12 protein-coding genes and 4 pseudogenes are annotated in these 12,527 nt (G+C 71.3%); 6 read left to right on the forward strand and 10 right to left on the reverse strand.

All coding sequences use genetic code 11. From position 1 onward, the window contains the following. The first annotated feature begins 51 nt into the window (after positions 1 to 51). A complete protein-coding gene (locus IE251_RS04750; protein WP_229896614.1) occupies positions 52 to 531 on the forward strand; it encodes an NUDIX hydrolase in 480 nt (159 codons plus the stop codon). A 1,128-nt stretch (positions 532 to 1,659) separates the two neighbouring features. Next, positions 1,660 to 1,890: pseudogene (locus IE251_RS42025) on the forward strand (protein-L-isoaspartate O-methyltransferase family protein); the annotation flags it as partial. Between the two features lie 307 nt (positions 1,891 to 2,197). Here the strand turns inward: IE251_RS42025 and IE251_RS04760 are convergent. The 3 genes and pseudogenes from IE251_RS04760 to IE251_RS04770 all read right to left on the reverse strand — a co-directional run. Further along, positions 2,198 to 2,440 (reverse strand): annotated as a pseudogene (locus tag IE251_RS04760) (GNAT family N-acetyltransferase); the annotation flags it as partial. A 116-nt stretch (positions 2,441 to 2,556) separates the two neighbouring features. Then, positions 2,557 to 3,672 carry a T6SS phospholipase effector Tle1-like catalytic domain-containing protein gene (locus IE251_RS04765; protein WP_189751621.1) on the reverse strand — a complete coding sequence of 372 codons (1,116 nt, stop codon included), beginning with the start codon at positions 3,670 to 3,672 and terminating at the stop codon, positions 2,557 to 2,559. A gap of 331 nt (positions 3,673 to 4,003) precedes the next feature. Next, on the reverse strand, positions 4,004 to 4,318 hold the full coding sequence (locus IE251_RS04770) for a hypothetical protein (RefSeq protein ID WP_189751622.1): 315 nt from the start codon (positions 4,316 to 4,318) through the stop codon (positions 4,004 to 4,006). 572 nt (positions 4,319 to 4,890) lie between these two features. Here IE251_RS04770 and IE251_RS04775 point away from each other — a divergent pair. The 3 genes from IE251_RS04775 (at position 4,891) to IE251_RS04785 (ending at position 6,203) form a co-directional block, all read left to right on the forward strand. Then, a complete protein-coding gene (locus IE251_RS04775; RefSeq protein WP_189751623.1) occupies positions 4,891 to 5,382 on the forward strand; it encodes a DUF2975 domain-containing protein in 492 nt (163 codons plus the stop codon). After that, positions 5,382 to 5,603: a helix-turn-helix domain-containing protein gene (locus tag IE251_RS04780; protein WP_189751624.1), complete on the forward strand. Its 222-nt coding sequence runs from the start codon at positions 5,382 to 5,384 to the stop codon at positions 5,601 to 5,603. The genes IE251_RS04775 and IE251_RS04780 overlap by 1 nt, the downstream gene beginning before the upstream one ends. Positions 5,604 to 5,672: 69 nt before the next feature. Further along, on the forward strand, positions 5,673 to 6,203 hold the full coding sequence (locus IE251_RS04785) for a transposase family protein (protein WP_229896589.1): 531 nt from the start codon (positions 5,673 to 5,675) through the stop codon (positions 6,201 to 6,203). On the opposite strand, the gene IE251_RS04790 is transcribed toward IE251_RS04785, so the two are convergent. From IE251_RS04790 to IE251_RS42030, 3 genes and pseudogenes are all read right to left on the reverse strand, one after another. Then, positions 6,153 to 6,671: a serine hydrolase gene (locus IE251_RS04790; protein WP_229896615.1), complete on the reverse strand. Its 519-nt coding sequence runs from the start codon at positions 6,669 to 6,671 to the stop codon at positions 6,153 to 6,155. The two genes, IE251_RS04785 and IE251_RS04790, sit on opposite strands and share 51 nt — an antisense overlap. Before the next feature lie 90 nt (positions 6,672 to 6,761). Further along, positions 6,762 to 6,950: pseudogene (locus IE251_RS04795) on the reverse strand (carboxyvinyltransferase); the annotation flags it as partial. After that, positions 6,905 to 7,591: a carboxyvinyltransferase gene (locus IE251_RS42030; protein ID WP_189751626.1), complete on the reverse strand. Its 687-nt coding sequence runs from the start codon at positions 7,589 to 7,591 to the stop codon at positions 6,905 to 6,907. The gene IE251_RS42030 and the pseudogene IE251_RS04795, both read right to left, overlap by 46 nt. A 263-nt stretch (positions 7,592 to 7,854) precedes the next feature. Here IE251_RS42030 and IE251_RS04805 point away from each other — a divergent pair, with 263 nt between their 5' ends. Continuing rightward, positions 7,855 to 8,685 (forward strand): SDR family oxidoreductase, encoded by an 831-nt coding sequence (locus IE251_RS04805; RefSeq protein ID WP_229896591.1) that lies wholly within the window; start codon positions 7,855 to 7,857, stop codon positions 8,683 to 8,685. A gap of 234 nt (positions 8,686 to 8,919) precedes the next feature. Here the strand turns inward: IE251_RS04805 and IE251_RS42275 are convergent, their stop codons facing one another. From IE251_RS42275 to IE251_RS04825, 4 genes and pseudogenes are all read right to left on the reverse strand, one after another. Beyond that, a complete protein-coding gene (locus IE251_RS42275) occupies positions 8,920 to 10,041 on the reverse strand; it encodes a M15 family metallopeptidase (RefSeq protein ID WP_434095170.1) in 1,122 nt (373 codons plus the stop codon). 14 nt (positions 10,042 to 10,055) lie between these two features. Then, entirely contained in the window at positions 10,056 to 11,132 is a 1,077-nt protein-coding gene (locus tag IE251_RS04815; RefSeq protein ID WP_229896617.1) for an NUDIX hydrolase, read from the reverse strand. A 107-nt stretch (positions 11,133 to 11,239) separates the two neighbouring features. Further along, positions 11,240 to 11,614, reverse strand: a pseudogene (locus tag IE251_RS04820) (PIG-L deacetylase family protein); the annotation flags it as partial. A 9-nt stretch (positions 11,615 to 11,623) separates the two neighbouring features. Next, positions 11,624 to 12,421, reverse strand: coding sequence for a hypothetical protein (locus tag IE251_RS04825; RefSeq protein ID WP_229896592.1), 798 nt, complete (start codon positions 12,419 to 12,421; stop codon positions 11,624 to 11,626). Positions 12,422 to 12,527: the final 106 nt, after the last annotated feature.

The raw sequence follows: 12,527 nt of genomic DNA on the forward strand, positions 1-12,527 counted from the left end.
GGACGCGGCCGGCTCCTGGCCACCCGCACCCACGGCCGCGGCCGGTTCTACCTGCCCGGCGGCAAACCCGAACCCGACGAGACCACCGAGCAGGCCCTGGTCCGCGAGAGCCGCGAGGAACTCGGCGTCACCCCGAACGCCTCCACCGTCATACCCCTGCTGATCGTGCAGGCCCCGGCCGACGGCAAACCCACCGAAACCCTCGTACGCACCGTGTGCTGCACCGCCGAGCACACCGGCACGCCAGTGCCACATGCGGAGATCGCCGAGATCGCCTGCCTCACCCACGGCGACGCACCACGCACCAGCGCCACCACCAGCGAAGTCCTCGACCGACTCGCCACCACGGGCGCCGCCCCGTGGCCGACGGTGAGCGCCTCCGGGGCGAAGAACGGCAGCCCGGCCACCGGCCAGGTCCGCGACCAGCGCGGCCGGCACACCGAGGTAGGGCCAGGCCATGGACTCGCCCCAGCCCGGACGCATCGGCAGCGGCGGGAGTACGCCCCTCGACAGCATCGCCACGTCGATTGACGACTCCGCGACCGGCGTCAGCCGGAATGCAATGATCGAGTGCGTGTACCGTCCAACACGATCGTCAGGTGTACGGTGACCGGAGTGCCGAAGACGTCGTCAAGGACCTTCACCGGCAACAACATCGAATCCAGCACCACCACCTGCCCCGGCGGCCGAGCGCACCTACCGCTGCCGGGCCCCGCCCGGCCCGAACCACTCCCGCCACACCCGCGCCAACGTCGTCCGGTGCGACACCCGCACCTCCCGGTTCGGGAACACCTCCCGCACGTACTGGTGGACCAACCGCTCCCGCGAGGCGCGACCGGCGCAGACACCGCTCGTGCACCGCCCGGATCGCTCCCACACCTCCGGGCCCACCAACCAGCGACCGCGCCCCCCTGACACGGCGGCCATCGATCAATCCAGCAAGCCCCTGCCGGTGGTGGGCCACGGTCATCCGCTCGAAGGCCCGCTCTCTCACCCCCGCCCCCCAACTGCCGCAGCTCCGCCGCGCCGAGAGTCTTCAGTCAGCTCAGCGACCTTCGCCCGGTGCCGCTCGGTCAAGGTCGTGGTCGCCGGATCGTAGGCCGCGCACGGCTCGCCCGGCCGGGCAGGCGCAGCCGAAGCCGGCCTGCTCACCCTCGGGCAGGTCCTCCAGCCCGAAGCCCTGCCCGGTCACGCCTCGCTCCCATCCGGGCAGACCCACGTTGCATCGGTCAGCGACCGAGCCAGAACGATGGCCAGACGGCGCTGCCGGAACAGGTGGAGCAGGTGCACTCGGGCCACCGCAGGCACCAGTGCTGATGCCACGAGCCGACCCTGCCGGCCCGGCGCCGCTTCGACTCCGGCCAACTGTCGGTCCGCAAGGCCGCGGCGGGCGGTGAGTCCGTGACCTCGCCGCACGGTGGGTTTGCGGCAGGGGAGGGGCGGGCGACGTGCGAGGGGCACGGACGGGTTGTTCCTGAGCGGTCGCGCCGGCGGGCGCCGACAGGCCGGAGAACCTTCCAGTGGTCACCGTGACGGTGCCCGCTTCCCGCCCTCCCGGCGTTGGACCGCGCTGTCGCGCCAGGCTCGCTGCCGGGCCCGATGTTCCCGTCGTGCTGTCCCGCCGACACCGTGTCGTCGTTTTCGCCGTCCTGTGTCCGCATGTTGGCCGGCCGCGGCGCCACCCCGCACCGCTCCAACCCGGCGGTCATCCACCGCGAGCTCACCACCCTCGACATCCAGCGCGGCACGAACGTCGCCGAGTTCAGCTCCGGATCCGGCTACTCCAGTGCCCTCCTCGCCGAGCTCATCGGCCTCACCGGCCACATGACCAGCCTCGACAGCGACGCCTACCTCGTGCGCTGGGCGAAGCTCATCCACCAAGAGCGCGGCCTCGACAACATCCACTGCCACATCGCCGACGGCATGGCCGACTTCACGGGACAAGGCCCCGTACGACCGGATGGTGGCCTGGTGCACCCCGCCCCTGCTGCCGAAGGCGTGGGTGGAGCAGGTCGCCGACGGCGGCGGGTAGAAATTCTCGGCGGGCGGGCGGGCGGGAAGGCGAGGGCGACGCGGAGCCGGGATCCGGTGGCGGCACCGGCGTCGCCGCTGTCCTGCCGCTCGGCGAAGCAGCTGGCCAGGAACGGGACGGCGAGGAGCGGCGCGAGCAGCCGCCGCCCTCGTACCGAGGGACGGTTCACCGGCTCACCGACCCGGCCGGGACGGTCATCGGGACCTCGGAGTGCACGATCCGCTGCCCGTCTCCCGTCGAGGACGACGGTGCCCAGCGACCGCCAGCACGCCTCCGCGCCCGGGACGCCGGATCGGTGTGCAGGTACACGGCACGGTAGCCGCCGTCCGAGGCGGCGAAGGCGAGCACCTCCCGCACGAGCCGCCGGGCCAGTCCGCGCCTGCGGTGCTCGGGACGGACGTAGACGCGGCCCGTCACTCGCCGCAGGACCCGCTGGACAGGAGCCGGGGAACTCCGCTGTCCGGCCGGACGGCCACCGCCACCGGTGCGCGAACGGAACGCGGGCCTCGCTCGCCGCCACCGGCCTACGGACCGTCTCCGGGTGCCTTCCACGGCACCAGCTCGATGTGCACCTTCCTCGGACCGGCGAGGTACCCGGCGAGCTCACGAGGGTCATAGTCGCGCTTCATGTAGTAGCGGAACACCGCGGAATCCGCCACGGCTTCGGCTCCGCGCCCGGCACGGTGGCCGATGGGCCGGTGGTACGCCGGCAGCAGGAGGTATGCGAGGGTCCGCGTCCTGTCCAGGTGACCCAGGGGGTCGGGGCACACCCGGAAGACCGCGCTCTCGGCCGGGGCCGTCTGCTGCGGACCGGCGCCGTCCAGCACGGAGGTGTCGAACTCCAGCCCGTACCGTCGGGCCTCGCGGACCATCCACAGCAGGGCCAGGTCGGAAAGTGCCGTGCTCGGGAAGCCGCCGCCGACGTCGCCGTGCGAGCCGCTGAACCACACCTGCCTCAGCTCCTGCTTACCGGCCCAGGGCTGCTGCTCCCACAGCGTCGGTTCGTAGGGCGGGCGTTCTTCGTCGATGGCCAGCGCCTGGAAGGCGCCGTCGACGCGGCTGCTGAGCCTGACGTCGTGGAACCCGGAGGGCCTGTTGAGCAGGCGCTGCACCGGGCCCCGGCGCTCGCCCAGCCAGGGGACACCGAGGGATCCCACCGTGTCCCACACCCCGATGAACCTGATCCGTGGCTCGTGCGCGTATGCCCGCCGGAACAGCGTGGACGCGACCCCGTCGGGCTTCTCCACGCGGTCGTGGTACAGGTCCCACGCCGCCTTGAGCCGGCCGGCGTTCTCCCGTCGCAGCACCCCGCAGTTGCGGATCAGCCCCGCCACGCTCCGCGCGGTGAACGCACCCCGGCTGAACCCGAACAGATACAGCTCGTCCCCCGGCTCGTAGGCGTCCACGAGGAACCGGTATGCGTCGATCACGTTCCGCGACAGCCCCGCCCCGAACGCCCCACCGCGCCACTTGTCCCACCAGTGGGTGCCGACCCCGGCGTGGTAGTAGACCCGCTGCTCCCCGCCCGCCGAGTCCCGGGGCCGGATAGCCAGCGCCACCTTGGAGACGTTGGTCGGGCACCGCTGGTCCGCCTTGTCCCACGTCCCGTCGCAGCACACGACCAGACGCTTCTCGGCCATGGCGTCCTCCTCGTCCGAGGCGGTCGCCCCTCCTCCCCGTGCCACAGCCCTGCCACAGGTACCGCACCGCGGGCACCGGATGAACGCGCCGACGGGCGTGGGGCCTCCTCCGCGACGGTGCTGACGTGACCGGCCGGGCAGGAGTCGGGGCGTTACGTACTGATGGTGTCGACCACCGCTGATTCGACGGTCCCCAGCAAAGTGACCTGATAGCCAAGCCTGAGGATCAGTCTGCCCTTTCCGGCGATCGCGGTGTTCATCGTGATTCCCTGGAAAACCGATTGCGTCGCGAAATTCGACAGCGATGTCCATATGCGACTGTTCGTGAAATTCACTTCGCACAGGTCGACCCCGACCCCATGAGGGCGGAGTTCTTGTACTCGACGGTGCAGACGTTCCCGCTCGCCGGCCACTGCTGGGCGCGGAACAGCTTCTCCGCAGGGTCCTGACCGTACGTCATGTGCCCGCCGTAGGGCGGCGCGCCCGGCGGGTCACCTGATTTCTTGGCACCGCTGAAGGGCGTGGGCCCGACAGCGAGGGCGTCCTTGAGGTCCGGAACGAGAATCCACGTGTCCCGATCGAAGTCGTGGTCCTGGGTCGCCTCGATCTGCGTATCGAACCCCACGACCCCCGTCAGGGTCACCATCCACTGCAGGGAGGGATTCCCGTTCGGAAGTGGGGCGGACGTCCAATGCGGCGAGAGCCATTTTCCGGGATCGCTTGCCTGCTGTACCATCCCGCCCATAAGCGAGTCACCTCGCCGGTCTGTGATCCCCGTTGCCGAGCGCGCAAGGCGCACTGTCCAATTCCCACCCCTCTTGCCATTCTGCGGCCCGGCGCCGTGTCCCGCATCCCCAGAACCAGCGCGCCGACTGAGCACCGCATGGGCTGTTCCGCCCTGCCTACCGTGAGGGTGCACAGCCTGCCAGTCCATGCACTAGCAGACCTTGACCTTCCAGACCGGCGACCGGTTGTAGATCTGGCTGGAACTGTACGCGCCCGGTGTCCAAGGCTTCGGCGTAGTCGAAGGGCGTCCGATTTGTGGCTGAGCGAGGCCAACTTCGACAAGGGCAAGAACTTTCGCGTGCACGCCAGGCCATGGGAGGGGGCGGCGGTACCCCGCCATGGTGCGAGACCGCCGCCCACCTCCCTCCCAGCCCTTGCTTCACCTATCGAAACTCGATAGATTTCCATCGCAAAACGATGGAAGGATGGGCCATGGGAAAGCTGGCAGTGAGTGCGCTGCGCGCCGTGCTCGTGGTGATGCTCGCCGGCACCGTGTTCGTACAAGCCGGGATGGTGTGGGCGTTGGCCACCGGGAGTGATCCGGAGGACGGGTCGCTTCCGCTGACCCCGCTGCGCGTGATCACGATCCTGGGCATGGTCTCGGTCCAGGTCGCCGTGGTCTGCGTATGGCGGCTGGTGTCGATGGTGCGACGCGGAACCGTGTTCTCCCACGCTGCCTTCCGATACGTGGATATCGTGATCGGCGCGATCGTCGCGGCTGCCCTCGTGTGGTTCGCGGTCACGGCACTCAATGCGCCCGGCCAGCGGGACGACCCGGGCGTCACCCTCATCATGGGCGGGGTAGGCGTGGCCATCCTGGGGGTCGCGCTCATCGTGCTTGTGCTGCGGATGCTGCTCGCCCAGGCCGTCGCGCGCGACGTCGAAGCGGCGCAGATGCAGGCCGAGTTGGACGAGGTGATCTGATGCCGATCGTCGTCGCCATCGACGTGATGCTGGCCAGGCGGAAGATGTCCGTGGGCGATCTCGCGGACCGCGTAGGGATCACGCCCGCCAACCTGGCGGTACTCAAGAACGGCCGCGCCAAGGCGGTGCGCTTCACCACGCTCGCCGCCCTCTGCGAGGTGCTCGAATGCCAGCCAGGCGACCTGCTGCGCTGGGAGACCGAGGACACCGCGGGCGAATGAACCGTGCCTGCCGACGCGTCATCGCCGATTCCGCCTGCCTTTGACCACCTCCGCGAGCATCCCGGGGCCGTGCCTGAGGAGATCCCGGGCCTGCTGGAGCGACTGGCCGAGGTGCCAGACCCTCGCGATCCGCGCGGCGTACGGCACGCTCTGGTCGCGGTTCTTGCGCTGACCGCGTGCGCGGTTCTGGCCGGAGCGACCTCCCTGCTGGCGGTGGGTGAGTGGATCACCGACGCCCCGCCGTTCGTCCTGGAGCGCCTTGGCGTACGGCCCGATCCGCTGTCCCCAAAGCGGTGCGTGCCAGCGGAGGCGACGGTGCGGCGGCTGCTGGCCCGCGTCGACGGCGACGCGTTGGACCGGGCGGTGGGCCGCTGGCCGGCCGACCGGCGCGCTGGGGCCGACGGTCAGCTGCACGCAGTGGCGGTCGACGGCAAAACCCTGCGCGGAGCGGCCAGGGCCACGGGCCGCAAGATCCATCTGCTCGCCGCCTGCGACCACCTCTCCGGTTTGGTCCTGGCCCAACTCGACTTGGCGAGAAGACCAACGAGATCACCTGCTTCCAGCCTCTGCTGGAAAGCCTCGCCGATATGGCGGGCGTAGTCGTGACCAGCGACGCAATGCACACCCAGCGCGAGCACGCCAGCTACCTGCTCGGCCGGGGCGCGCACTACATAGGATGTAGCCGCGGTTGATGTACCGGTGCCGGCCGGGGGTGTCTTCCAGCGCTTCGCGGCACAGGAGTTCGTGCAGCGGCGGGTCGGAGCCGCGGTAGTGGTCGAGGCGGGTGGAGGTGCGGAGGCCGGAGGTGTGGGCGATCAGCTGGCGCACGCTCGCCTCGCCACTGGGGGTCTCGCTGTTCACCGGCGGCAGGAAGTCGCGGATCGGTGCGTCGAGGTCGAGCAGCCCGGCGCCCAGGGCCTGGCCGATCAGGGGCCAGGTGGCCACGACCTTGGTCAGCGAGGCGATGTCGTACATCGTGTGCCGGTCGGGTGCGGTGTTGCCGCACTCGAGAGCGACTGCGCCGGCGCTGAGGAACCGGGGGCTGTCGTCGGTGGTGCCGTAGGCGATGACGCCACCCGGGGCGGCGCCGTCGGCGACGACCTGCTCGAGGGTGTCCTGGGGGCGGGTGGTGTCATCGGCGGTGGACGGGACCGGGCATCAAGGGCCTCCCGGGGTGCTGGTGATCTCGGCTCCCAGCGTGGCCAGATGGGGCAGCAGGCGTGCGTAGCCGCGCCGGAGATGGAACATCCCCCGGATCGTAGAGGTGCCGTGGGCGGCGAGTGCGGCGATCAGCAGCGCGGTCACCGCACGGATGTCCGCGGCCTCCACCGTGGCGCCGCGCAGGCGGGCCGCGGACGTGGAGGGTCGGGCCGTTGGCGGTGATGTGGGCGCCGAAGGCGCGCAGGCCCTGAACGTGGGTGTCGCGGCGGGGGTAGATGCGTTCGCCGATCACCGAGGTGCCGTCGGCGAGGGTGAGCATCGCGGCCAGTTGCGGCGCGGTGTCGGTCGGCAGGCCCTGGTGCGGGCCGGTTGCCGCCTCGACGGCCCGCAGCGGCCCGTGGAGGTGTCCGGACACCACCGCTCGGGTCGTCGGCCAAGGTGATGCCGGCCGCAGCGAGGATGCGGGTGAGACCGTCGGGGATGTCGCTGGTGGTGATGTTGTCGAGGTGGATGCTGCCGCCGGTCGCGGCGGCGGCCATGACCATGGTGGCAGCCTCGATCCGGTCCCCGGCCACCGCGAACGTGCCGCCGGCGATCCAGTCGCTGCCGCGCACGTGCAGGCCCTCCTGGTCGAAGTGGACGAGGACGCCCCGGGTGGCCAGGAAGCGGGCGGTTTCGGTGCTTCCGGCTCGGTCGACGGGTGGGTGATCAGGCTGGTGCCGTGCGCGCGGGCGGCCAGCAGCATCGCTGTCACTGTTGCCCCGAGGCTCGGCCCGTAGGGTGTGTTCACATCCACGGTGAACGCCTTCACCCCGCGGGCCCCGCACCGCGCGCGGATACCGGTGTCGGTTGCGATGACGTAGGCGCCGGCGGCCTGCATCGCCGCGAGGTGCCGGTCGATCAGGCGGGGGCAGAACGCGTCGCCGCCGGGATAGGGGCGGGACACTTCCCCGGTGCGGGCCAGCACCGCCGCGGCCAGCACGGCCGTCGTACGGACGCGGCGGCCGAGCCCGAGATGGACGACCGGGCGAAGAGCGCTCGGCGGAGACACCGTGAAGCAGCCGTCCCTGGTGGAGACCTGGGCCCCGGCGTGGCGCAGGATGGCTTCCTGGGCGCCGAGCTGGTACGCCAAGCGGTGTCCGCGGGCCTGCACCCGGCCGCCACGTTCCATTCCCGCCCCGGCGACCACGACGGGGCGACCTGGCATCACCTCGACCTTCGCGACCCCGCCCGCCTGGAGGAAGCCCTCGACACGGTGGCTCCGGCCGTGGTGATCAACGCGACGAGCGGCGGAGCGGACTGGGCAGTCACCGCCGAAGGCGGGATCCGCCTCGCCCGAGCTGCGGCCGACCGCGGCATCCGCCTGGTGCACGTCTCCAGCGACGCCGTCTTCTCCGGCACGGGCCAAGACCGCTACGACGAGTCGTGCCTTCCGGACCCCCTCACCCCCTACGGGGCCGCGAAGGCAGCCGCCCAGACCGCCGTACGCCTCCTGTGCCCCGACACGGCGGCTGTCGCCCGTACTTCCCTGATCATCGGCAACGGCCGGTCCGAGCACGAGCGGCTGGTGCACGCGCTGGCCGACGGTACCCGGCAGGGCGCCTTGTTCACCGACGACATCCGTTGCCCCGTCCACGTGACAGACCTGGCTGCCGCTCTGTGGGAGATCACCCGGTCCGACGCCGTCGGCGTGTTCCACCTCGCTGGACCGGACGCGCTCAGCCGCTACGAGCTGGGCGAGCTCATCGCCCGCCGCGACGGGCTCGACCCCGCCCGGCTGCCCTCCGCACGCCGCTGCGATACGGGTCTGCCCGGCGGCCTCGACGTACGACTCGACAGCCACACCACCCAGCCGAAGCTGCGCACCCGGCTCCGCGGCGCCCGCGAGTTCCTGAGCGGGAACAGCCCGAAGCCGACCTGACAGACGCCCACTGCCATGCCCCTATTGAAGGCGAAACGCGCCGCCCCGTACCTGCAAGCCATAACCCATACGCGCCTGGACGACTACGGCCGGCATCACGTTCATCCGGCGCAGCCGGGCCCGGCCACCGGCCGGTCACCGCCCCGCACCAGCGGGGCGGTGACCGGCAGACAGCTCGCAGGCACGCCTCGCAAGGCCGCCGTCGCGATCGGCCAGGCCCGGTCGCAACTCCGGTCAGCGAAGGGGGCGGGGTCCGTACAGGGCCGCCGGCTGGTTGGTCATCAGGGCCCAGTACCGGTCGCCGTAGCTCCAATGCCACCACTCCGTGCGGTAGTTGATCAACCCGGCGACGGACAGGGCGGAGACCAGCAGGGATCGGTTCGTGCGGGCCTGGTGGCTGATCGAGTCGGCGTCCGTGTAGCAGGCGCCGTCGCTCTCTTCGGGGCTGGCGTTCACGCGCGTGCCCATGTCGAGCTCGGTGCCGTCGGCGTCCACGAGGGTGAGGTCGACGGCGGCACCGGCGCTGTGCGGGGCGATCTCCGGCGGGGAAACGTACCGGCTGGCGGCCTCGTGGACCTGGTCGTCGGACCAGGCCGGGTTGGCCGCGCGGAGCTCGTTCGCGTACTCCTCGAAGTAGCGCCGCTGCAGGTCGGGCGGGCGGTAGCCCTCGACGTGAAGCAGGCGCAGCCCGTTGGGCAGGAGCGACTGGGCGTGGACGAGCCGGTCGAGGACGCCGCGGCGCAGATGGGCGTACGAGCCGGTCGTGTCGGCTCTGCGGTCGTCGACCAGCAGAGTTCCCCGGACGTCGATGAGCGGCTCGCCGCAGTCGGCGACGGGGATGGCCGCCACGCGCGGGTCGGACATCAGGATGATCGGACCGGGCGCGAGGGTGATGTGCATCCAGGGTGCGGCGTTCTCGCGGTGGGAGTGACCGAGGGGCTCGATGCCGCTCTGGTCGGTGAGGCTGAACCCGGTCACCATGACCATGCTGGATCCATCGGCCACGGACACGAGGTGTGTTCCGCAGTTCGGGCAGAAGCCTCGTCGGAGGGTCGGATAGGTCGCGTACCACTTCGGCTCACCCCCGGGGCCGGTCCAGATCAAGGAGTCCAGGGGGAAGCCCACCCACAGCACCGCGGGCCCGCCGGAAATCCTCGTCTCATGGACACACGAACACAAATGCGGATCATCTGGGACGCCGGTGACCTGGTAGGAGATCCGGCCGCACTGGCAGTGTCCCGTTCGGACCGGTGCTGGAGCATCCGATGCGGCTCTTGTGGCCGGCAGGGGTTGAGCGGCCACGGATGGCGTGCCCAGGGTGGGTGATGTGTTGCTCATGCGAGTCCTCGCTTCCATAGGGGCCGGGCGGGCTACAAGGTGGTGAGGTCGGTGGCGTCCGGCAGTTCTGGCAGTTCGGTGAGGGGCTGCCGCGCGGCACGGGGGATCCCGAGCCGCGCTCGGGCCTGATGGGCGGCGGCGAGCTGGTCGGCCGCCGGGAGCCCCCAGTCGAACAACTCGATGACCTGCTCCGGGGTGGCCAGCGCCCGGACGTAGGTCTGGCCGGTGGCCGGGTCCGGCCGGGAAGGCCCGACGTCGGTCAGCCTGGCGGCCATGCGGACGCGGACACACGGGCCGCTGCTGTGATGCTTGTCCGGCAGGTAGCCGAGGAGGACAGGAACGCTGATCCGGACGGCGGCTTCTTCTGCGGCCTCGCGGGTGAGGGTGGCCGCCGGGTCTCCTTGATCCTGGGGCTCGGGGGTGCCGCCGGGCAGGCAGGCGGCACCGTTCGCAGGGTCCAGAAGCGTCAATACGCGGCCGTCGGGTGCGAAGAGCCAGCCCCAGCACTGCCGAACGGGCATCCCGGCGGGGGCGGGTCCCTTCTGCCAGGGCCAGTGGTGGGCGGCGCGATGCCGGGTGAAGGCGTTCACCCGGTCGAGAAGGGTGGGCACGAGAGGCCGGCCGTCCTCCAGCAGGACGGCGCCGGTGCCGTTGGTCCGGGCCCGCAGAGCGGAAAGGGCACGCCGGGCGTCATCCGGTGCCATCAGAGTGGGCAGGTCGGCGGGTTCGGCGAACTCGACGGCCTCGATCTCGCCCGGCGCGCACCGGATCGACGCGATCCGATCCTCGTCCCACACACCGCCGTCGAAGACATGCAGCAGCTCGCCGGGAAAATTCATGATGGGGGGCATGGTGCGGCCGGCGGGGGAGACCCAGTCGACGGCCAGCGCGCGGGTGACGCTCGCCCTGACGCCGAGCTCTTCCTCCAGCTCGCGGGCAGCGCCCCGCGCGGGGGACTCGCCCTCGACGGCGCCACCGGGCAGCAGGCGGGTGGGCCGGTAGCCGACACGCTGGAGCAGCACCTGCCCGCGCTGGTTGGTGATCAGCACGGACGCGCCGACCCACAGAGCGGCCGAGACACGCAGCGCCCCGTACGCCTCGTCAGTCATCGCCACGCGGGGACGTTCGTCGGGTGCGGAAGTCGTCATCATCTTGCTCCGATCGCCGGGGCCTGTTGGTGTGGCGGTGAGGCTGGTGCGAGGAGGCGGGGTATCAGGTGGTCAGGGCGACCGGTCAATTGCCCGAGAGCATCGTGACCGACGACGATGTCGGGGCGGAAGTCCCGGATGTGGGCGACGAGTCGGCCGACGACTTCGTCGAGGGGAGCGTCGACAAGCCGAGGCCGGCCGGGCGCCGCCTCCGGGTTGCGGGCGTCGTTGTAGCCGAGCAGGCGTGGGCTGCCGGCACCCAATACGGCAAGGGCCTCGGCAAGTTCGGGAACCCGGCGGCTGTCCAAGGCCCAGGTGGCGGTGACGACCGCCGTGCGGGCCCCGGCCGCATGATGCTGAGCGAGGACACCGCCGGCGAGGAGACACTCGTCGTCCGGGTGAGCGAAGACGGCAAGCAGGCTGGGCAGCATGGTGATCTCCATGGGGGGTGGTCACGGTACGGGGACGGGGGTGCCGGTGAGGTGCTCGGCGTGGCGGGCGAGGTGGGGAGCGAGGTCCGGGTGGCCGCCGCGGGCGGCGACTTGGAGGAGCTGGGCGAGCGCGACGAGTTCCCCGGCCCGGCCGGCGGGCGTGCCCAGGACGTGGGCGAACTCCTGGCGGACCCGGGCGGCTGTGACCGGTCGGGTGAGGCTGTAGGCGTACAGGAGCCCGACGTCGAACCCGACGGGAAGCAGGCCCCATCCCTCCCAGTCAAGGATGACCAGCGGCGCCCCGATGAGGTTCGCCCAGTGCAGGTCACCATGCCCGGTGGTCCAGGACTCGATCTGGAAAGCGGGGATACCCAGGAACCGGGTGAGATTCCTGTCGATCCACTGCTGCCGTACGGCCTGCCGGTCGGTCCGGACGCTCGATGTCGCCTCCAGAGCCAGGCAGAGGCCGGCCCACCACACGGACGGCAGATCGGGGTCCGTGGTGAGGACCGGTCCGCCGCTCTGGAGGGCGGGCAGCGGCACGTACTCGGACAGCTCCGCGCGGTAGGCGTGCCCGTGTGCGGACCATTCGAGTACGTTGTGGAGCCGCGGCCGTGGGACGGTCGGGGGCAGTGCGTGGTGGGCCGTGACCGTTCCCTCCCACAGGCGGCGGTTGAGTCTGTCCTGCGGCGCGCAGACCAGGCGGAGCCACCACTGGCCGGCCCGGCGGCCCAGGGTACGGCCCTGCCAGCCCCACACGTCCGGGCCGGTCGGTGTCACCTTGAGCATGCGGGCCGCGGCCGCGTGGGCGTGACGCATCCGCACTTGGTCGTCGCGGGCGTGCGGCGGCACGAACACAGCCGTGGACGGGGAATCGGCCGCAGGACCGGCCGTCGTGCTCACGACCGAGCTCCGCGCGCTCGGT

Origin of the sequence: Streptomyces eurythermus, assembly GCF_014649115.1 — a bacterium.
GTDB lineage: Bacteria > Actinomycetota > Actinomycetes > Streptomycetales > Streptomycetaceae > Streptomyces > Streptomyces eurythermus.